This is a genomic window from Halogeometricum pallidum JCM 14848 (genome assembly GCF_000337095.1).
GTDB lineage: Archaea > Halobacteriota > Halobacteria > Halobacteriales > Haloferacaceae > Halogeometricum > Halogeometricum pallidum.
In genome coordinates, this window is record NZ_AOIV01000026.1 from 38122 (window position 1) to 58262 (window position 20141).

The following is a 20141-nucleotide window of genomic DNA, read 5'->3' on the forward strand; positions in this document are numbered from 1 at the left end:
ATCTCCGTTCTCGACGCGCTTCCGTTCTCGACGCCTCCTTCGAACTCCCGACGGTCGCCGCCTCGGAGAGCGGTCGATTTATTCACGGCGGTTCCGTGGTCGGGGGTATGAAGGTCAAGTCCCGCCACCACCTTCGCTCGGACGAGATTTCGGAGTTGGAGGACGCCATCGCCGACCAGACCGGCGTGGCGCTCGACGGCGACACCTACGAGATGGTCGAACTGACCGACGCCGACTTCGACGTGGTTCTCGTCGACGGCGACCCGGTGGTCGTCTACATGGACGACGAGCGCCCGTTTCTCACCGTCGCGGGCGCGAACGGCTACGAACCGACGGCGAACGTCGTCACCGTCGACGCGGGCGCCGTCTCCTTCGTCAGCGACGGCGCCGACGTGATGCGCCCCGGCATCGTCGACGCCGACGACGGCATCGAAGCGGGCGACCTCGTCCTGATAGCCGAGGAGACGCACGGCAAGGTGCTCGCAATCGGCCGCGCGCTCGAATCCGGGCCGGAGATGGTCGGCGACTCGGGCAAGGTCGTCGAATCGCTCCACCACGTCGGCGACGACCTGTTCCAGTTCTCGGTCTGAGCGTCGTCGCCGCTCGCCGACCTTACTCTTGGTATTTCTCGACGGCCGCCTCGTACCCCTCCGTCGCCGTCTCGTACGTCTCCCGCATGTCCGCGACGGGCGTCCGCGTCGCGTCCACCCGCAGGTCGTCGTAGTACGGCCGCGGCGACCGCTCCTCGGTGGTCTCGACAACCAGCGCGGCGCTCTGCACCTCCAGGTCCTCGCGCTTGTCGCCCCCCTCCTCGTGCCCCGCTTCGAGGGCGTCCACCAGCCGCTTCGCCAGCGGTTCCGACCGGTCGCCGGACTCGTACGCCTCGGCGGCGGCGTCGACGACCGATTCGCCGGTGAGGAGGTTGCCCGCGACGGTGTAGTTCTCGCCGACGCGGTGGCCGAACCAGCCCTGACACTCCGCCCCGGAGAACGCGAACTCCCCGTCGGACCCGACGCCGTGGAGTTGCCGCTGCTCGCGTCCCTCGTCGGCGTTCAAGAGAGCGTTCAGGGCGTCGTCGACGGCGAGGCCGTCGTCGAGGTACGCGACGCCCTTGCGGCCCAACTCGACGTTCACGAGGCTCTGCGTCGCCACCGCGCCGTTCTCCGAGGCGAACGGACAGAGCGTCCCCACGCCCGGCAGGCGCGTCGTGACGGCGACGCCGAACCGCGTCTGCTCCTCGCCCAGTTCGTCCTCGTAGCGTTCGCGGACGCAGATGCTGAAGGTCACGTTCGCGGGTCGGACGCGCGGCGCAAAAACCTCGGTATGCCGGCCCGTCGCGCCCGTTCTGTCGGAAGTCTGACGGTCGTCTGACGTAAGAACTAACCCGGACGTAGCGGTTGTAGCCGACATGGGAATCATGAGCAAAATCCTCAGCGGCGGTGAGAGCCACACCACGGAGGACTACGTCGAACTCGACTTGGACGACTTCGACACCGCTCGCGGCGAAGCGGGCATGAGCGTCCACATCGCAAGCATCGGCGGCAAGCAGGACGTCGTCGCCATCAAGGACGCCGTCTACGACGGCGACCTCGTCATCGCGGACATCACGCGGCACACCACTTCCGACAGCACGATGGAACACATCATCGACGACCTGCGGCAGGTGGCCGACGAGGTGGACGGCGACATCGTCCAGAAGGGCGACGACCAGATAATCATCGTTCCCACGGGCGTCACCATCGCCCGCGAGAAACTGTCGTAGTCTACCTCTCCCGCTCGTCTCGCCGAGACCGCGAACCGCCGCGCTGAGGTGTGCTATCCTACCACAACCGATGGGTTTAGCCGTCCGCTCGCCCTAGCCGAGCGTAGATGAGCAAGGACTTCATCGAGGTTCGAGGCGCCGAAGAACACAACCTCAAAGACCTCGACGTCCGGATTCCCCGCGAAGCGTTCACCGTCGTCACCGGCCTCTCGGGGTCGGGCAAATCGTCGCTCGCCTTCGAGACGATCTACGCCGAGGGACAACGACGGTACATCGAGTCGCTGTCGGCGTACGCCCGCAACTTCCTCGGGCAGATGGACAAACCACAGGTGGAGGCCGTCGAGGGTCTCTCGCCCGCCATCTCCATCGACCAGAAGAACGCGGCGAACAACCCGCGTTCGACCGTCGGCACGGTGACCGAACTCCACGACTACCTCCGTCTGCTGTACGCCCGCGTCGGCACGCAGTACGACCCCATCACCGGCGAGGAGGTCGGCGAGCAGTCCGCACAGGACATGGTCTCGCAGATACTCTCGCTGCCGGAAGGGACGCGCGCGAAGATAATCGCGCCCGTCGTCCGCGACCAGAAGGGGGCGTTCGAGGACCTGTTCGACGACCTGGTCTCGGAGGGGTACGCGAGAGTGGAGGTCGACGGCGAGGAGTTCGACCTCACGGTCGAGCGACCGGACCTCGACAAGAACTACGACCACACCGTCGACGTGGTGGTCGACCGGGTGAAGATACGCCCGGAGGACCGCTCCCGCATCGGCGACAGCGTCGAGACGGCGTTGGAGGAGGCCGACGGTATGCTGAAACTCGTCGTGCCCGACCCGCCCGAGGACGTGCCGTTCGCGTCGAACACCCGCTCTACGGGGGACCTCGCGGGCGAGGGCGACGACCGACTCGTCGTGCAGTTCTCCGAGGAACTCGGCAACCCCAACTCCGAGTTCCAGTTCTCCGAGATAGAGACGCGGTCGTTCTCGTTCAACAGTCCCCACGGGGCCTGTCCGGCCTGCGAGGGTCTCGGTCAGACGAAGGAGGTAGACGAGGAACTCGTCGTCGTCGACCCCTCGAAAGCCATCAAAAACGTCTTCGAGCCGTGGTCGTACAACCGGTCGTACTACCGCACGCGCCTCGACTCGGTGGCGGCGCACTTCGGCGTGAGCGTCGACACGCCGTTCGAGGAACTGGACGAGGACACCCGGCGACAGTTCCTCTACGGCACCGACCGGCAGGTCGTCTTCGAGCGACAGACGCGCAACGGCACCCGCCGGAAGGAAAAGCGCTTCGAGGGCGTCATCCCGAACCTCGAACGCCGCCACGTCGAGACGGACTCCGACTCCACGCGCGACCACATCGAGAAGTACATGGCGACGACCACCTGCCCCGAGTGCGACGGCACGCGCCTGAAAGAGCAGTCCCGGCACGTCCTCGTCGCTGACACCGCCATCACCGAGGTCAACCGGATGAGCATCGGCGACGCCCTCGAACACTTCGAGGGACTGGAGGCCGAACTCGGCGAGCGAGAACTGACCATCGCCGAGGAGATTCTCAAGGAGATACGCGCCCGCCTCGGCTTCATGGAGGAAGTGGGGTTGGAGTACCTCACGCTGGACCGCGAGGCGGCCACCCTATCGGGCGGGGAGAGCCAGCGCATCCGACTCGCCACGCAGGTCGGTTCCGGTCTGGTCGGCGTCCTCTACGTCCTCGACGAACCGTCCATCGGCCTCCACCAGCGGGACAACGACCGCCTCTTGAACACGCTCGAGGGCCTCCGCGACCTGGGTAACACGCTCATCGTCGTCGAACACGACGAGGAGACGATGCGCCGCGCGGACAGCGTCGTGGACATGGGTCCCGGTCCGGGCAAGCGCGGCGGCGAAGTCGTCGCGCAGGGCGACTTCGACGACATCTGCGCCGCCGAGAACTCCCTCACCGGCGAGTATCTCTCGGGTAGACGGGAGATACCCGTCCCCGAGGAGCGACGCACCTCGGAGGGGGCGCTCACCGTCCGCGGCGCGCGCCAGCACAACCTGAAGGACCTCGACGTGTCGCTGCCCATCGGACAGTTCACCGCCATCACGGGCGTCTCCGGGTCGGGCAAGTCGACCCTGATGCACGAGATACTGTACAAGGGGCTCGCGCGGACGATGAACGACAACACGTCGGTCCACCCGGGCGAACACGACGCCATCGAGGGCACCGAGCACATCGAGACGGTGCGGCTCATCGACCAATCGCCCATCGGCCGGACGCCCCGGTCGAACCCCGCGACGTACACCGGCGTGTTCGACTACATCCGCGAACTGTTCGCGCAGACGAAGCTATCGAAACAGCGCGGCTACGAGAAGGGCCGCTTCTCGTTCAACGTGAAGGGCGGGCGCTGTGAGGCCTGCGGCGGGCAGGGAACGGTGAAAATAGAGATGAACTTCCTCTCGGACGTGTACGTCCCCTGCGAGGAGTGCGGCGGCGCGCGCTACAACGACGCGACGCTGGACGTGACGTACAAGGAGAAGACCATCTCGGACGTGCTCGACATGGAAGTCGCGGACGCCCTGGAGTTCTTCGAGTCGAACCGCCAGATTCGCCGCCGCCTCCAACTCCTGAAGGACGTGGGTCTCGGCTACATGACCCTCGGCCAGCCCTCCACCACCCTCTCGGGCGGGGAGGCCCAGCGCGTCAAACTCGCCGAGGAGTTGGGGAAAAAGCAGACCGGCGAGACGCTCTACCTGCTGGACGAACCGACGACGGGCCTGCACAAAGAGGACGAGCGAAAGCTCATCGACGTGCTCCAGCGACTCACCGACAACGGCAACACCGTCGTCGTTGTCGAACACGAACTGGACTTGGTGAAGAACGCCGACACCATCGTTGACCTGGGTCCCGAGGGCGGCGAGCACGGCGGCGACATCGTCGCCATCGGCACGCCCGAGGAGGTGGCGCGAGTCGAGGAGTCCCACACGGGGCGGTATCTCCGCGACCTACTGCCAGCCGTCGACATCGAGGGGCCGCGCTCGGACCGCCGCAAGCCCGCGAAGGCGCCGAGCGACGACTGAATCGCGACCCCGGTCGCGTGCCTCACGGGACCGTCCCGCCGGTCTCCGTGGTACTCGTCCCTTCGGTTCGGTTCCGCTTCGATTCTCGGAGCTGATTTTCTCGACGCCCTCGAAGAGCGTCTCGCGCTCACTCCACCGTCGCCAGTAGCGTCGCGGCGGCGACCAGGGAGACGGCGAGCGCGAAGATACCGATGCTTTTCGTCGCCGTGGCGGCGTCCGGGCTCGCGGCGGCGGCGCTGTCTACCGATAACAGGAACCCCGCGAGCCAGAAGCCGCCCACGACGAGGCCGCTCATCCCCAGTGCGTATCTCGCCGTCCAGTTCGCGGACATACTTCCCCTCTCGGACCGGTGGCAAAGAAACTGTCCCTCTAGTTATCTGTTTAGATACTTGGGCGCGCCGCAATCGGCGGTCGACGTTCGTGCCCGGTGCCTGTACGCGTCCGCGCAACGGTCAAGGTCGGCGGCGCGTTAGGTGATCGCATGACAACGTGTTACGTCGCGATGGAAGGCGGCGTCCTCGTCGTCGAGGACGCCGGGACGGGGTCGCCGACGGCGCGCCGGACGTTCGGCGGCCACGACGTGGAGTGTCTCGCCTCGGACGCCGACGCGCCGGCCCGCGCCTTCTGCGGGACGTTCGAGTCGGGCCTCCACCGGACCGACGACGGCGGGGAAACCTGGGAACGGGTCGGCGCCGACGCCCTGCCCGAGTCGGTGACGAGCGTCGCCGTCTCGCCGCGCGACCCCGCCGTCGTCTACGCCGGGACCGAACCGAGCGCTGTCTTCGCGTCTGCGGACGGCGGCGAGACCTGGCGGGAACTCGACGGACTGACAGACCTGCCGTCCGCCTCGGAGTGGTCGTTCCCGCCGCGCCCGGACACCCACCACGCGCGGTGGATAGAACCCGACCCGAACGACCCCGAGCACCTGTACGTCGGCGTCGAGGCGGGCGCTCTCGTACGGACCCGCGACGGCGGGGAGACGTGGGAGGACCGGGTCCCGTCCGCCCGCCGGGACACCCACTCGATGACGACGCACGCCGACGAACCGGGCCGCGCGTGGACCGCCGCGGGCGACGGCTACGCCGAGACGCGCGACGGCGGCGAGACGTGGACTCACCCGCAGGAGGGACTCGACCACCGGTACTGCTGGAGCGTCGTCGTGGACCGGACGGACCCCTCGCGCGTCCTCATCTCGTCGGCCAGCGGTCCGCGCTCGGCGCACGACGCCGACCGCGCCGAGTCGTACCTCTATCGACGCGAAGGCGACGGCGCGTGGGAGCGACTGGACGAGGCGGGGATGCCGACGGGGCCGGGCGTCGTCCGCGCGGTGCTCGCCCGCGGGGGCGACGCCGGCGAGTTCTACGCCGTCACCAACCGCGGCCTCTACCGCACCGCGGACGGCGGCGACTCGTTCGACCGCCTCGACGTGCCGTGGCCGGACGCCTACGAGCGGCAGACGCCCGCCGGACTCGCGGCGGTGCCGACGGTCGAGCGGTGACTCCCGTTGCGGCTACGCTCTGATGCTCGAATCGCCGGCGTGCATGCGGCGGAGTCGCGCCTCCCCCTCGGCCGCAAGTAGGGCGAGGACGAGCGGGAGGAGCCACCCGATGGCGTACAGCGCGCCGAACGAGAGGCCGTCGCCTGAGGGGACGACGAGGACGAACCCGAGGCCCGCGCCGACGACGGCGGCGGGCGAGAGGCGACCGGTCTTGACCGCGACGTAGACGGGGACGGACCCGACGAGAACGAGTCCGACCGTGACCCAGACGGCGAGGCCGACGGTTTCGAGGTCGAACGTTCGGAACTGGAGGCCGGAGAAGCCGACGATGACGGCGGCGTAGAGGACGCCGGCGGCGAGGGACCCGACGCCCGTCTCGCCGTCGAGGGCGTCGTTCACGCGGGGATGTCTGAGCGCGAGATACTCGACGGCGGCCAGGGAGACGATGACCGTCTCCGCGAGGGCGACGCCGACGAGGAAGTCGGGGGCGACGAGCGAGTCGGGGGCGACGCCGCCCCGTCCGGTCCCGAGGCGCGGCCCGAATCCGATCCACGGCACGAGCAGCAGCAGCGACGTGGTGACCGGAAGCGGGGTGAGGAGACCGAGGTGGTGTCCGACGACGACGACCACGCCCACGGCGGCGAGCAAGACGACGAATAGGAGGGCGGTTCGAGCGTCGCCCATCGCGCCCGAGACACCCAGACTGAGGAGATAACTCGTGAACGCGACGGGGGCGATGACGGCGGCGAGGAGAGCGTCCCGGCGCATACGACCTTATTCTCTATCCGTTGATTTATCATTACGCCTCCGTGTCAGTCTCTGCGCTCGCTCCGAGACTGTGCAGACAGCGAAGGTATTTGTTCGCCGGCGGCCGAACCCGTAGCAAATGTATGACTTTGCCGTCGTCGGCGTCGGTCCCGCGGGCGCGCGCTTCGCCCGTCGGGCCGCGGCGGCCGGCTACGACGTCGTCGCCTTCGAGAAAGGCGAGGTCGGCACCCCGCTGGCCTGTTCGGGCCACGTCAGCACCGACATCTGGGCGTACGTCCCCGACGGAGCGAAGGAGCGTCTCCTCCAGAACCGCGTCTACGGCGCGAACTTCCACGTCGGCGGCGCGGACTCGAACTCCTACCCGTTCTACAAGACCGATGAGGTGTCGAACGTCATCGACCGCGTGGAACTCGACCGGACGCTCGCCGACTGCGCGCGCGAGGCGGGCGCCGATGTGCGGGAGCGACACACCGTCACGAGCGTCGAAGAGCACCACGACCGCGTCGAACTCACCGTCTCCGCGGCGGGCGAGGAGCGGACCGTCGAGGCGAAGATGGTCGCGGGTTGTGACGGTCCGGTCTCGCGCGTCCGCCGCCAGGTGGGACTCGACGAACCCGAGGAGATTCTGCACGGCGTCCTCGCGTTCGACGAGGCGACCGACGACGGCGACTTCGTCGACGTCCATCTCACCGTCCCGCGATTCTTCGCGTGGCGCATCCCGCGCGGCGAGGCGGGCGTCGAGTACGGCCTCGCCGCGCCGCCGGGCGCGGAGGTCAACGAGATGTTCGACGTGCTCACCGACCAGTACGACGTGGAGACGACGCACTTCTGTTCGGGTGGGATTCCCATCGGCCCGCCAGAACGGGTCACGACGCGCCGCGTCTTTCTGTTGGGTGACGCCGCCGCGCAGACGAAACCGTTCACCGGCGGCGGCATCCTGTACGGCATGACGGCCGCCGACTGCGCGATAGAGGCCGTCGACCCCGACGACCCGGCGACGCTCCGCGACTACGAGTCCGCGTGGCGCGCCGAACTATCGAAGGAGATTTCGATGGGTCGCTGGGTCCGTCGGGCGTACTCGCTCCCGGAACGGGTCCAGCACCTCGGCCTGCGGTCGCTCTCCGGCGAGATAGCCGTCCACATGGACAAGCCCACGTCCTTCTTCTCGCGGGAGCACCTCGGGACGCTGTTGGGTCGCTGAGGCGTTCGTCCCACGCGGTCCGGTCGCGTCGCCCTATTCTCGCGCGAGATACGCCGGCAGTCGCCGCGACGCGTCGCTGCCCTCCACGAACGGAAGCGCCGTCACGTCGGCGTCTACCTCCGCGCCGTCGACGCGGACCGTCACCGCGTCCGCGTCGAGGTCGAAATCCACCAGTGCCAACGCGATGGGTTCCTCCAGCGACGGACTCGCCACGCCCCGCGTCACCTCGCCGACGGAGGAGTCGCCGTCGAAGACGGCCGCGCCCGACTCGGGGACCGCTTCGGGTCGCAGGCCGACGAGGCGCTTGCTCGGTTGGCCCCGGTTTTCGACCTTCGAGACGACCTCCTGGCCGACGTAACAGCCCTTCTCGAAGTCCAAGGCGTTCCGGAGGCCGAGCACGTTCGGTACCTTACCCTCCAACTCCGTGTCGAACAGGGGGGTGCCGGCCTCGGCAGTGAGCGTCTCCCACGTCGCGTAGCCGAACGGCGGCGCGTTCATCCCGTTGGTGAGGAGCGTCTCGAAGACACGTTCGGCGTCGTCGGCCGCGCAGACGACTTCGTACCCCTCCTCGCCCGCGAGGCCGTCGCCCGCGATGACGGTGACGCCCTCGTCGCCCATCGACCCGCGGACGAACGTCAGCGCGGGTTCCGGTGCGGCCGCGCCGTTGAGCACGCTCGCCACCTTCTCCGTCGACTGCGGGCCGTGGACGCCGAACACGCCGAACTCCGTCGAGGCGTCCTGAATCGATACGTCCTGGATGAACACCTTGTCCGACCAGTCGTCGATCAGCGGTTCGGCGCGTTCGGGCGGCGTGAAGCAGAGCAGTCGCTCGCCCGCGTTGTAGACGTACATGTCGGTCTCGATGCGGCCTTGCGGGTCCAGCAGGAGGGCGTAGACGCCCTCGCTGTCGGCGTCGGGCACGCGGTTCGACACCGCGTTGTCGACGAACTCGACCCGGTCGTCACCCTCGACGACGACGACGCCGTAGCCCATCTCTATCACCGCCGCGCCCTTGCGGACCGCCCGGTGGGTTCGCTCCGGGCGGCCGTAGTCGCGGACGATGCGCCGGCCTGCGCGGGTCTCGAACGTCGCCCCGTACCGCTCGTGCATCTCCTCTACGACGGTCATTACCTCACGTTCCGCACTCTGGAGTAAAAACGTCCTCGTCACGCGTCGACCCGCCTACGCGCCGTCGGTCACAGTCCGAACCGCTCGCGGACGGCGTCGATGAAACTCCGCTCTTCCTCGGGTTCCGCCGTCGGGTCCGGGACCACCCGGTCGGCCGGGAGGATGACCACGCGGTCCTCGCCGCTGTCGACCGAGATGAGTCCGTCGGACTTCAGCGCCGACAGCGCCTCCTCGATGGTGTCGATGTCGGCGTCGACGGCCGCGCGCAACTCGAAGACGGTCATACCCTCTTCGGCCCGGTCGACGAGTGCGTCGAGGAGGTCGACCTCCACGTCTCGTCGGTCTCGAAACTCCCGCCGCGCTCTCATGCTCGGTACATCGTCCGCGGGCGGTTTATACTGTCCCCCGAGCGTGCTCCCGAGTAGCACACCAAATGCCGGGCGTCGGACGGCGAGGGGGTACATTTTAGTCGTTGAGTTTCCGAAAGGCGGGTAATGGGACTCAAGTGCCGTCTACTCGGGCATCAGTACGGGGACCCCGAGATAGAACGCGAACGCGAGGAGAAGGGCGACGAAGTCGTCGTCACCATCCGGGAGATTCAGGTGTGCCAGAAGTGCGGGGCCGAACACGTCGTCAGCGAGAACAAGGAGATCACCGCCATCCGAAGCGCACAGGAGGTGGGACTGGATCGACAGACGGACGCCGCGCCCGAGGCGGCCGACCCCGCGGCCGCCGACCCCGAAACCTCGCCCGTCGACGACCCCGGTTCCCATATCGCTGAGGCGGAACCCGACGCGTCGAACCCGTTCTCGGCGGAGGCCGCGGACGGCGACAACGCGGGCGCGGCCGACGCGTCCGACGCCGCCGCGGAACCCGCGACCGACGCCGACTCGGAGTCGTTCAACGACGACGACTTCGAACCGCCGTCGGACCCCGATGAGGACGACGCGGTCATCCTCGGCGACGAGGACACCGAACGCGACGAGACGCAGTGGCCCGAGGAGACGGGCGCCGACCCCGCGGCGGCGGCGCAGGAGTCCGCGGCGCAGGACACGCCGACGCGGGAGTCGACGGACGGTCAACCGGTCCCGACCGACCCGCCCGCCGAGGAGGACGAACCGGTCACGGACGACGCGGAGTTCATCGACGCCGACGAGGAGGCGGTCGAGGCGCCCGACATCGACCGCGGCCACGGCGAGTGGCCCGAACGGACCGACTTGGAGGAGCGACAGACTTCCTGGCCCGTCCAGGAGAGCGAAGACGAAGGGTTCGAGGCGGAACCGTCCGACGGCACGGCGTCGGAGGTGTCGTTCGGCGGCCTCGCACCCGAGGCGAACGGGCGGTCGTCCGACGAGGCGACTCGCGCCGGCGGCGACGCCGACGACGGGGTGGGCCGCGCGGAGTCGCGGGGGGAACTGCAGGCCGACGTCCCCGACGACCGAATCGAGTTCTACTGTCCGAACTGCGGTCACGCCCGAGGGGCGGGCGTCTCCTCGATGCGCGCGGGCGACATCTGCCCCGAGTGCCGACAGGGGTACATCGCCGAACGCCGACTGTAGTCTCTCCCCCGGCATTTCGCGAACCGACTTATAGGCGGCGCGAGACGCTTTTATACGGCATAAGAAGCGACGAGGGACGAAACAGGTAAACCGTCCCCTGTCAAACGACGGGCCATGAAGGAGTACAAGATGCGCCGCGGCGAGACCCTCGACGAGCGAGTACCCGACATGGAGTCGTACATCGAGGACATGTTCGGTCCCATCACCGAGACGATGGACTACAAAGGGAGCGACCTGCACGTCGTCGGCGAACCCTCGAATCCCGTCTTCGAGAAGATAGTCGCCGGCGCGGTGAAGTACAGCGGTAAGAAGGACAAACTCGCCGTCGAGTTCCACGAACGCGACCCGACGGAACTCGGTCCCGACGAACTCGAAGCGGCCGGCGACGCCGTCGACGCCAAGAACACGTTCCTCCTCGAAGCGACCGGACGGGACGCCAAGTCGCGCCGCGACTCGCTGAAGCGGTCCGTCGAGGACGAATCTCCCGACTACTGAGCGGGTCTCTTCTCCGCGCGGGCGACGCCGCGCGCCCGTCACCGACCGGGAGCGACCGCGTCCCGCCGCGAGTTCCTCCGCTCAGATCCGTTCCGGGAGCCATCCCCCGTCGACTTCGACGTTCTCACCGGAGAGGTACTCCGACCCCTCGTCCCAGAAGAAGGAGACGGCGTGAGCGACGTCGTCGACGCCCGCCCACCGGCCCCGCGGTGCGTCCTCGGGGAACTCGTCGGACGTCTCGACGACGTACGGCGAGACGGCGTTCACCGTCACGCCGTCGTCTTGGGTGTCCGCCGCGAGCATCCGCGTGAACATCAGCACGCCCGTCTTCGCCACGAAGTACGGGAAGTTCTTCGGGGCGACGAGCGCCTTCTCGCTGCCGGCGTACCCGATATTGACGATGCGCCCCCACGACTGCTCGCGCATTCCGGGGAGCGCGCGCTTCGAGCAGAGCACGGTACCGTAGAAGTTCGTCTCCATCACCCGCCGCCACGTCTCGAACTCTATTTCCTCCCAGTGGGTGGGCGCGAAGTCGCCGACGTTGTTCACCAGGAGGTCCACGGTTCCCAGTTCCGCCTCGGCGGCGTCGAACACCGCGTCGACGTCGTCGGGGTCCGTCACGTCGCCTCGAACCGTCGTCGCGGCGGGGGCGCCGAGTTCGCGCGCCTCGACGGCCGCCTCCGCCGCCGCCTCCTCGCTGGTGTGGTAGTGTATCGCCACGGACGCCCCCGAGGCGGCGGCGCGGAGGGCTATCGCCCGGCCGATACCGCTGGAACTCCCGGTGACCAACGCGACGCGGCCGTCCAACTCTGGTGAGAGCATACGACTTCGTTCGTGGGAGCCCACATTACGCCGTCGCCCTCGGCGCGCCGCCGGGTCCGTCGCCGTCTCCGATTTGTCCGGTTCGACGGGACGACGCGGAGAAAGTTACATGATGCTAGCACGTGACCTGGGACCGTACGCCGCGACCGCCAGTGGCTCGCTCGAATATTTAATTCGTAAGCGAGTAAATAATCGCCACAGTTAAGTTTCCGGGGGTGATAGCGTAGTTATGGCCATAGAGACCATCCTGTTAGCCGTCGGCCCGGGCGATGCAGACCGACTCGACCGACTCGCCGAGGAGACGATAGACGTCGCCGGACCGACCGGCGCCCGCGTCATCCTCGGGCACGTCTTCACGCGCGAGGAGTACGATTCGGCCCTCGACAACCTCGACTTCGACCGAACGGCCGACGAGGTGACCCCGGACGACGTGGCGACGCGACACTCGACGGTCCGCGAACTCGTCGCGACACTCGACGAGGCCGGCATCGAGTACGGGATTCGCGGGCGCGTCGGCGACCACGGGGAGTCCATCGTGAACCTCGCGAAGAACGTCGACGCCGACCGAATCGTCGTCGGCGGCCGCCGCCGGTCGCCAGCCGGGAAGGCCGTCTTCGGCAGCGTCGCTCAGGAAGTCATGCTCTCGGCGCCCTGTCCGGTCACGTTCGTTCGCGCGGACACGAAGTAACGGTCGGACGGGAAGCCGTTCCCGGCGCGTGCACGCGCTTTCGACGCGTGCAAATCGAACTCGGATTCGTGTGAGAAACCTCTTAGTTAAGTGCGGGGCAAACGGGTATCGGTACAATGGCCTACTACGTGGGTGTCGATCTCGGGGCGACCAACGTCCGCGCGGTCGTAGCCGACGAAGACGGCACGGTCCTCAGCAGTCGCAGCGACCAGACGCCTCGCGGTCCGACCGGCATCGCCATCACGGAGGCGATCCTCAGAATCGTCCGCGAGGCGTGTTCGGGGGCGGACGTCGAACCCCAGGATGCGGTCGCCGCCGGTGTCGCCTCCATCGGTCCGTTGGACCTGGCCGAGGGCGCCGTCGAAAATCCGGCGAACCTCCCCGACACCATCGATAGAATCCCCCTCACGGGACCGCTCTCGGTCCTCCTCGACACCGACCGAGTCTACCTCCACAACGACACGAACGCGGGCGTCATCGGCGAGCGGTTCCACTCCGAACGGAACCCCGACGACATGGTGTACGTCACCATCTCCTCGGGGGTCGGCGCGGGCGTCTGCGTCGACGGCAACGTGCTCTCGGGGTGGGACGGCAACGCCGGCGAGGTCGGGCACATGACGCTCGACCCGCAGGGCGAACTCACCTGCGGATGCGGACACGACGGTCACTGGGAGGCGTACTGTTCGGGGAACAACATCCCCCGATACGCGAGATTCCTCTACGAGGAGGACGGCAGCGTGGACACCGTCCTCCCCATGGAAGACCCCGACTTCTCGGCGGTGGATATCTTCGAACACGCCGAGGACGACGAGTTCGCGCGCCACGTGGTCGACCAGGTAGGCCACTGGAACGCGATGGGCATCGCCAACATCGTCCACGCGTACGCCCCGCTCACTATCTACGTCGGCGGCGCCGTCGCCCTCAACAATCCCGACCTCATCCTCGAACCCATCCGCGAACGGATGGACGAGATGGTGATGGTGAACGTCCCGCAGATAGAACTGACGACGCTCGGCGACGAAGTCGTCGTGCAGGGCGCGTTGGCGAGTGCGTTGACCGGGGGCACTGGTGACCGTTCGCGCCTGTAGGGCGCGAAAATTCACGAGTGGTCCCGCAGGCGGGACCGGCGACCGTTCGCGGATGTAGGTCGCGAAGATTCGGGCGTTCCTTCGCAGGCGGGACCGACGACCGTTCCGCTGCCCGCCCCGCGCCCGCCGTCTGACCCTCTCCTTCGCCTTCTCCCCCCGTCGAACCGCCGACTTATCCCGCTCGAAACCCGAACGAGCGTATGCGCCGCCGCGACTTCCTCCGCACCGGCGCGCTCGTCGGTGCCACCGGTCTCCTCTCCGCCGCCGCGACGCCGACGGCCGCCCACCCCGGCCCGTACCAACCGTACGGTCGCGTCGACGTCGCGGGGACGAAGGAGGCCGTCACCTCGCCGGACGGCAGCGTCGCCTACCTCGCCACCGGCACCGGGTACGCGACGGTCGACGTCTCCGTCCCCGACCGCCCGGAACTCCTCGCCGACGTGCGGGGACCCCTCGCGGACCACGAAGCCGGTCCGCTCCGCGGCATCTACGACGTGAAACTCGACGCGACCGACCCCGAGACGCTGGTCGTCGTCGGTCCGGCGAACCCCCTGCCCGGCGCCGTCGCGGGCGCCCTCGTCGTCGACGTCTCCGACCCCGCCGCGCCCGAACGCGTCGCCTTCCACGAGACCGACTTTCCCATCCACAACTGCTTCGTCCGCGACGGCTTGGCCTACCTGACGAAGAACGACGGCGAGACGAACGCCCTCGCGGTTCTCGACATCGACTCCGGCGAGACGCTCTCGGAGTGGACGCTCACGGGCGTCGACGGCGCGTGGGCGGACGTGCGGAACGGGCGACGGGCCGTCCACGACGTCTTCGTCGGCGGGGACACCGCCTACGTCGCCCACTGGGACGCGGGCACGTGGATTTTGGACGTCTCGGACCCGACGAACCCGACCCACATCGGCGGCGTCGAGGTTCCCGACCCCGCCGAACTCGCGGCTTCGAACGCCGAGAGCCGACGGGAGGGCGTCCTCCCGCCGGGCAACCACCACTACGTCGCCACCGACGAGTCGGGGACGCTCCTCGGCGTCGGCAAGGAGTCGTGGGCGCAGCGAATCGGCGGAGGCGACGAGGGAGCGGACGGGACCGGCGAGTCGCGCCTCGTCGGCGGCCCCTCCGGCATCGACCTCTGGGACGTGTCGGACCCCGCCGCACCCCGGAGGCTCTCGACTATCGACCCGCCGCCGTCGCCGGACCCGACGTACGGCGGCGTCTGGACCACCGCGCACAACTTCGAGTTCGCCGACGGCCGCCTGTACTCCTCGTGGTACCGCGGCGGCGTCAAGCGCCACGACGTGTCGGACCCGCGGAATCCCGAACCGCTCTCGTGGTGGCGGATGCCCGACGAGGCGTCGTTCTGGACCGCCCGCCTCGCCCGACCGGGCGCGCAGGAGGGATTCTTCGTCGGCGCGAGTCGCGGCGTCGGCGACGTGCCGGGCCGCCTGTACACGTTCCCCGACCACGCGGGCCAACAGGCGTCGCCGCCGTCGCTCACGTCCGCCTCCGCGGCGACCGAGACGGAATCCCCCGTGGCGACGGCGACGTCGGAGGGAAGCACCGGCGGTACGGCGGCGGCGACCGGCGAACCGGACGAACCGGATGAATCGGACGACGGCGCGTCGGCGTCCGCGCCCGGATTCGGTGCGGGCGCCGCCGCGGGCGCACTCGGCCTCGCCTCGTGGCGACTCCTCCGGCGCGCCCGACGGAAGTAACCGTCCCCTCGAACGCCCGAATCCGAGCGATAGACCGTGAGAAACATCCGTTCACGTGTCGGCGCCCAGACGGTAACCGGAAGGCATCAAAGTGTGGGGCGCGAAGGGAAGCGTATGAGCGACGACGGGGACTCGCTGAAACGGCGTATCGAGGACTGGATGGTCGGCCAGATGCCCATCATCCAGATGCACGGCGGCGACAGCGTCGTCCGCAAGGCCGACGCCGAGTCCGGCGAAGTCGTCGTCGAACTCGGCGGCGCCTGCTCGGGGTGCGGCATCTCGAACATCACCGCGAACAACATCAAATCCGACCTCATCATGGACTTCGACGACGTGACGGACGTGCAGGTGAAGGTCCCGAGCTCGGGCGACCACGGCGCCAGCACGGTCGAGGGCGGCCGCGGCGGCGAACTCCAGTACGGCGACGAAGACACCGGGCACTTCTAACGAGCTTTTTGCACGTTCGAGTCTCCTCGGGCCGCTACGCGGCCCTGCGGGGACCCTCACCGCAAAAAGCTCGACCAAAAACCTGCCGCGACTCGCTTCGCTCGTCGCGGTGCGACTGCTCGGAGTCTTTCTTGGCCGTCGCTCCTCGTGAGAACTCACGGCGAGCGACGTACTGCGGATATTCGGCCCGCTCGAACCTCTCGGCTTCCGCTTCGCCCGCCTACACCTTCACGAACTGCGCTCGTCCGCTCTGGCTGACCGTGATGCGGTAGCCCTCGTAGGTGAACGTCACCTCCACTTGCGCCTCCGGGGCGGGCGGGTTCGAGAACAGGTGGTCCAGCATGTGGTCGATTTGGACGTACGTCGGGCCGAGTTGATCCGCGGCGGTTCCCTCCAACTCGGCGACGATTTTGGCCACCTCTACCGCCGGTTCCTCGGCGTTCGTCTGTAGCTGCCGCTGAATTATCGCATCGTCCGGCGTCTCATCCATCCCGTTCGATTCTCACAACCATCCGACAAATAGTTCGCGCTCGTTCGTCGTTCCCGCGACCGATTCGCTCACTACGAGAGCGCGTTCTCCAGACTCGAGGCGACCGACCGCGCCTTCTCCGCGAGCGCCTCGCTCACGGTTCCTCGCTCCACCGCCTCGTCCAGTTCGTCGTCGTCGACGCGTTCGACCGTCCCGTCGGGATGTTTTATCACGTCGACGTGCAGGTCGACGTAGCGCACCTCGTCGGGGAAGCACTCGACGGGCGTGCAGACGTTCACGTACGTCCCCTTCAGGTCGCCGCCGGCGTTCCGGTAGACGGTCGGATACCACCACCGGCCCTCGCGGAACTTCGTGAGGGCCGTGTCGCCCGACTCACGCGGCGTCCCGAGGCCGTCGTAGACGCCGCCGCCGGACAGCGTCCGCTCCACCGAGAGCGTTCCGTCGGCGTCCCACTCGACCACCTCACCGCGGCCCAACTGGAACGCCCGCCCGTCGGGTTTACCGTGGCCGATGCCCACCCTGTCGCCCTCGACGGGGCCGAACTGCCGCGTCACCACGCCGAACGGGAACTCCCCCGACGGAGAACACATCGCCTCCACGAAGTCCACGCCGGCGCTGGCGGCCTCGCAGGACGCCTTCGTCCGGTGGTGTCCCGGCATCGTCGTCTCCACCTCCCTTCGGCGCTCGTCCAGCGCGAAGCGCGATTCGCGACCGAACCAGACCCACCGTCCCGCGCCGGGGGCGGCGAGTCGCCGGAGCGGTTCGGGGGCGCCGTCCGCGTCCGCGAGGGCATCGTCCATCGCTTCGGCGCGCCCGGCGGCGCGTTCGAGGGCCGCGCCGAGGGCGTCCATGTCCGCCCTCGTCGCCGCGTGCGACCACTCGATGCCCCAACCCTCCGGCGCGTCGACGGAGAGGAAATCCGTCATGCCGACGAGTTCGCGTCCAGCGGCGTCGTCGCGGGTGTTCACCGTGACGTCGTCGCGCCCCCGCACCAGCGTCGCCAGTCCGCCGTCGGCGCGCACTCCCGTCGTGAGCGACGCCCTGCGGTCGCTCCACGGCGGTTCGGGGTCGCGTACCTGCACGCGGACGGCGTCGCCCGCCTCGATTCGCTCGTCGGTCTCGCGGAACGGGAGGAATCCTTCCGAATCGCCCAGCGAGCAGACCGCACCAGAGCCTTTCGTCTCCGTCACGCGGGCGTCGAAGACGGCGCCCGGCGGCGCGGGGTCCGCCCACGCGAACGTGTCGACGCCGACGGCCGAGAGCAGGTTGGCGACCGCTCCGACCGCGTCCGGGTCGCCGTGGACGCCGACCCCCCGTCGGTCGTCCGTCGTCGCCGCCGTCACCTCGTGGTGGCCGTCCTCGAACTCCGCGTCGAAGCGGTCGCGGATGGGCTCGGAGGCCTGCACCACCTCGTGGCCGGCGTCCAACAGGAGGCGCGTCAGCGCCGTCGCGTAGATGCCTCGGACGCGGGCGCGAACGGGTGCGGATTCCCCGCCGCTCATCGCAGCGAGTCCGGGTCGCGGGCGAACCGGACGCGGGCGTCGACGGTCGGCCCGAGCGACAGTTCGACCTTCTCGTCGCTCAGTACCCGGCCGCCCTCGACGGGGACGCCCCACGAGTCGAAGCGGAGGTAGCCCCGCAGGTCGCTGCCGTGCGTGAACAGGTCGACGTACTCCACTTCGTGCTCCTGCACGTCGCTGGCGCTGTGGGCCATCTCCATGTCCGAGTGCATCGTCCCCCCGTCCCCGAAGAACGCGCGGATGGTCTCGGCGTCGCGTTCGACCGCGTCGGCGACGGCGTCGGAGGCGGTTCGAATCTCCTCGGTCGTGAGGCCGGCGTCGCGGAGGGCGGCCTGCGTGCGTTGGTCGAAATGCATGCTCGCTCCGCAGTTGGTTCTCACACCCTTTCAAGCGCCCGTTTCCGCGGCCGTCGTCCGCGCTCGGCCGAAGATATTACCGGGGTCCCGTTGTATTGTCAGGGCGATGGCAGAGAGACGAGACCCGGTCGAACGAGCCTCGGACGCCTCGACGGACCTCTACGACGTCTCCACGTGGGAGGAACGGACGTCCGTCGACGGCCTCGCCGTGGCGCTGTATCGCCTGTTCACCGCGTCGGCCCGCATCGTCGTCGTCCTCCTCGCGTTGGTCCTCCTCCTCGCCATCGGCGGGTTCGCGGCGCTCACCACCCCCGAGATAGGCCTGCTCACCGCCCTCTCGGCGATTCCCGCGCTGGGACTCGCCGCGTACGTCTACTACTCCGACGCGACGACGAACGAACCGCTGTCGCTCCTCGTCGGGACGTTCCTCCTCGGCGTGCTGACCGCCAACTTCGCCGCCGTCCTCAACGGCGCCCTCCAGCAGTACTTCAAGGCGCTCGGCGGCCTCGGCATGATACTGTTCTTCTACGTCGTCGTCGGCCCCGTCGAGGAGACGGTGAAACTCCTGGCGGTGCGCCTGTACGCCTACGGCGACGACCGGTTCGACGCCGTCGTCGACGGCGCCGTCTACGGCGCGATGGCGGGCCTCGGTTTCGCGTTCATCGAGAACGCCCTCTACATCACCGAGCAACTGCCGCAGGGCGGGAGCCAGTTGGAGTTCGGCCTCGGCCTCATCGGCGCCGGCGGCGGCATCACGGCCGTCCGCGCCCTCGCGGGTCCGGGCCACGTCATCTACTCCGCCATCGCGGGCTACTACCTCGGTCTGGCGAAGTTCAACCGCGAGAACCGCGGCCCTATCGTCGTCAAGGGCCTGCTTATCGCCGCGTTCGTCCACGCGACGTACAACGCCACGGTCAGCATCGGGGCGGGGCTCATCCAAGCGTTCACGCCGCTCAGCGGCCTGTGGGCGTTCCTCGCCTACGTCCTCATCTACGACAGCATCTTCGGCCTCTACCTCATTCGGAAGATTCGGCGCTACCAACAGGTCTACCGGCAGGCGCACACGCCGATGCACGACGAGTCGATGCGGTCGGAACAGACCGAGTTCGAGTAGTCGACGAGTCGACCCGACCGCCCGAACGGTCGGCTCAACCTCGCTCGCTTCCGCTCGGAACCCCTCTCGGTGTCAGCGCGTCAACGCGCCAGCGCGTCGGCGTAGCCCGACACCATGTTCTCGACGTACTTCGCCACCACGTCCACTTCGACGTGGACGGGGTCGCCGGCCGACTTCTCCGAGAGCGTCGTCACCTCGTACGTCGTCGGGACGACGGCGACGGAGAAGTCGTTCTCGCGGCGGTCCGCGACGGTGAGGCTGATGCCGTCGAGGCAGACCGAACCCTTCTGCACGACGTACTTGGCTATCGACTCGGGCAGGTCGAACTCGAAGAACCAGTCGTCGCCGACGCGTTCGATTCCCGTCACCGTCGCCGTCGTGTCGACGTGCCCCTGCACCTGTCTCTTATACACATCTCTGATGGCGCGAGG

The 20141-nt window shown here is 68.4% G+C and carries 22 protein-coding genes; 12 read left to right on the forward strand and 10 right to left on the reverse strand.

The window, feature by feature from the left end; genetic code table 11:
- Positions 1–107: 107 nt before the first annotated feature.
- Entirely contained in the window at positions 108–590 is a 483-nt protein-coding gene (locus tag C474_RS11695; protein WP_008387019.1) for an RNA-binding protein, read from the forward strand.
- A gap of 22 nt (positions 591–612) precedes the next feature.
- On the opposite strand, the gene C474_RS11700 is transcribed toward C474_RS11695, so the two are convergent.
- Positions 613–1287 carry a DUF1028 domain-containing protein gene (locus C474_RS11700; protein WP_008387020.1) on the reverse strand — a complete coding sequence of 225 codons (675 nt, stop codon included), beginning with the start codon at positions 1285–1287 and terminating at the stop codon, positions 613–615.
- Between the two features lie 121 nt (positions 1288–1408).
- Here C474_RS11700 and C474_RS11705 point away from each other — a divergent pair, with 121 nt between their 5' ends.
- Positions 1409–1762, forward strand: a complete 354-nt coding sequence (locus tag C474_RS11705; protein ID WP_008387021.1) for a cell division protein SepF — start codon at positions 1409–1411, stop codon at positions 1760–1762.
- A gap of 107 nt (positions 1763–1869) precedes the next feature.
- Positions 1870–4818 (forward strand): excinuclease ABC subunit UvrA, encoded by a 2949-nt coding sequence (gene uvrA / locus C474_RS11710; RefSeq protein WP_008387023.1) that lies wholly within the window; start codon positions 1870–1872, stop codon positions 4816–4818.
- Positions 4819–4945: 127 nt separating this feature from the next.
- Here the strand turns inward: uvrA and C474_RS11715 are convergent, their stop codons facing one another.
- Entirely contained in the window at positions 4946–5149 is a 204-nt protein-coding gene (locus C474_RS11715; RefSeq protein WP_008387025.1) for a hypothetical protein, read from the reverse strand.
- A 171-nt stretch (positions 5150–5320) separates the two neighbouring features.
- On the opposite strand from C474_RS11715, the gene C474_RS11720 reads away from it, so the two are divergent.
- The gene (locus tag C474_RS11720; RefSeq protein WP_008387027.1) at positions 5321–6316 is read left to right on the forward strand and encodes a WD40/YVTN/BNR-like repeat-containing protein; all 996 of its coding nucleotides are present in this window, start codon (positions 5321–5323) and stop codon (positions 6314–6316) included.
- Between the two features lie 12 nt (positions 6317–6328).
- Here the strand turns inward: C474_RS11720 and C474_RS11725 are convergent, their stop codons facing one another.
- Positions 6329–7084 (reverse strand): hypothetical protein, encoded by a 756-nt coding sequence (locus C474_RS11725; RefSeq protein ID WP_008387029.1) that lies wholly within the window; start codon positions 7082–7084, stop codon positions 6329–6331.
- Between the two features lie 118 nt (positions 7085–7202).
- Between C474_RS11725 and C474_RS11730 the strand changes: the two genes are divergently transcribed.
- Positions 7203–8285 (forward strand): geranylgeranyl reductase family protein, encoded by a 1083-nt coding sequence (locus C474_RS11730; protein WP_008387031.1) that lies wholly within the window; start codon positions 7203–7205, stop codon positions 8283–8285.
- A 33-nt stretch (positions 8286–8318) separates the two neighbouring features.
- Here the strand turns inward: C474_RS11730 and ygfZ are convergent, their stop codons facing one another.
- Both ygfZ and C474_RS11740 read right to left on the reverse strand, forming a co-directional pair.
- A complete protein-coding gene (gene ygfZ, locus C474_RS11735) occupies positions 8319–9413 on the reverse strand; it encodes a CAF17-like 4Fe-4S cluster assembly/insertion protein YgfZ (RefSeq protein WP_008387033.1) in 1095 nt (364 codons plus the stop codon).
- Positions 9414–9481: 68 nt separating this feature from the next.
- The gene (locus C474_RS11740) at positions 9482–9781 is read right to left on the reverse strand and encodes a DUF6432 family protein (protein ID WP_008387035.1); all 300 of its coding nucleotides are present in this window, start codon (positions 9779–9781) and stop codon (positions 9482–9484) included.
- A 126-nt stretch (positions 9782–9907) separates the two neighbouring features.
- Between C474_RS11740 and C474_RS11745 the strand changes: the two genes are divergently transcribed.
- Together C474_RS11745 and C474_RS11750 are read left to right on the forward strand one after the other, a co-directional pair.
- Positions 9908–10972 carry a DUF7093 family protein gene (locus C474_RS11745; protein WP_008387037.1) on the forward strand — a complete coding sequence of 355 codons (1065 nt, stop codon included), beginning with the start codon at positions 9908–9910 and terminating at the stop codon, positions 10970–10972.
- 114 nt (positions 10973–11086) lie between these two features.
- On the forward strand, positions 11087–11467 hold the full coding sequence (locus C474_RS11750) for a DUF5611 family protein (RefSeq protein WP_008387039.1): 381 nt from the start codon (positions 11087–11089) through the stop codon (positions 11465–11467).
- A gap of 81 nt (positions 11468–11548) precedes the next feature.
- Here the strand turns inward: C474_RS11750 and C474_RS11755 are convergent, their stop codons facing one another.
- Entirely contained in the window at positions 11549–12289 is a 741-nt protein-coding gene (locus tag C474_RS11755) for an SDR family NAD(P)-dependent oxidoreductase (protein ID WP_008387041.1), read from the reverse strand.
- A gap of 229 nt (positions 12290–12518) precedes the next feature.
- Here C474_RS11755 and C474_RS11760 point away from each other — a divergent pair, with 229 nt between their 5' ends.
- From C474_RS11760 to C474_RS11775, 4 genes are all read left to right on the forward strand, one after another.
- Positions 12519–12977: a universal stress protein gene (locus tag C474_RS11760; RefSeq protein ID WP_008387042.1), complete on the forward strand. Its 459-nt coding sequence runs from the start codon at positions 12519–12521 to the stop codon at positions 12975–12977.
- Positions 12978–13093: 116 nt separating this feature from the next.
- Entirely contained in the window at positions 13094–14065 is a 972-nt protein-coding gene (locus C474_RS11765) for an ROK family protein (protein WP_008387044.1), read from the forward strand.
- 200 nt (positions 14066–14265) lie between these two features.
- Positions 14266–15783 (forward strand): LVIVD repeat-containing protein, encoded by a 1518-nt coding sequence (locus C474_RS11770; RefSeq protein WP_008387046.1) that lies wholly within the window; start codon positions 14266–14268, stop codon positions 15781–15783.
- Positions 15784–15897: 114 nt separating this feature from the next.
- Entirely contained in the window at positions 15898–16230 is a 333-nt protein-coding gene (locus C474_RS11775; protein ID WP_008387048.1) for a NifU family protein, read from the forward strand.
- Between the two features lie 220 nt (positions 16231–16450).
- Here C474_RS11775 and C474_RS11780 read toward each other — a convergent pair whose 3' ends face one another.
- From C474_RS11780 to C474_RS11790, 3 genes are all read right to left on the reverse strand, one after another.
- Positions 16451–16720 carry a HalOD1 output domain-containing protein gene (locus tag C474_RS11780; protein WP_008387049.1) on the reverse strand — a complete coding sequence of 90 codons (270 nt, stop codon included), beginning with the start codon at positions 16718–16720 and terminating at the stop codon, positions 16451–16453.
- A 71-nt stretch (positions 16721–16791) separates the two neighbouring features.
- Complete coding sequence (locus C474_RS11785) at positions 16792–18222, reverse strand: DUF402 domain-containing protein (RefSeq protein WP_008387051.1); 1431 nt, start codon at positions 18220–18222, stop codon at positions 16792–16794.
- Positions 18219–18596, reverse strand: a complete 378-nt coding sequence (locus C474_RS11790) for a DUF7532 family protein (protein WP_008387053.1) — start codon at positions 18594–18596, stop codon at positions 18219–18221. The genes C474_RS11785 and C474_RS11790 overlap by 4 nt, the downstream gene beginning before the upstream one ends.
- Before the next feature lie 106 nt (positions 18597–18702).
- Between C474_RS11790 and C474_RS11795 the strand changes: the two genes are divergently transcribed.
- On the forward strand, positions 18703–19710 hold the full coding sequence (locus C474_RS11795; protein WP_008387055.1) for a PrsW family intramembrane metalloprotease: 1008 nt from the start codon (positions 18703–18705) through the stop codon (positions 19708–19710).
- An 80-nt stretch (positions 19711–19790) separates the two neighbouring features.
- Here C474_RS11795 and C474_RS11800 read toward each other — a convergent pair.
- Positions 19791–20141: riboflavin synthase (locus tag C474_RS11800; protein ID WP_394295423.1), on the reverse strand; the 351-nt coding region annotated here is incomplete at its 5' end.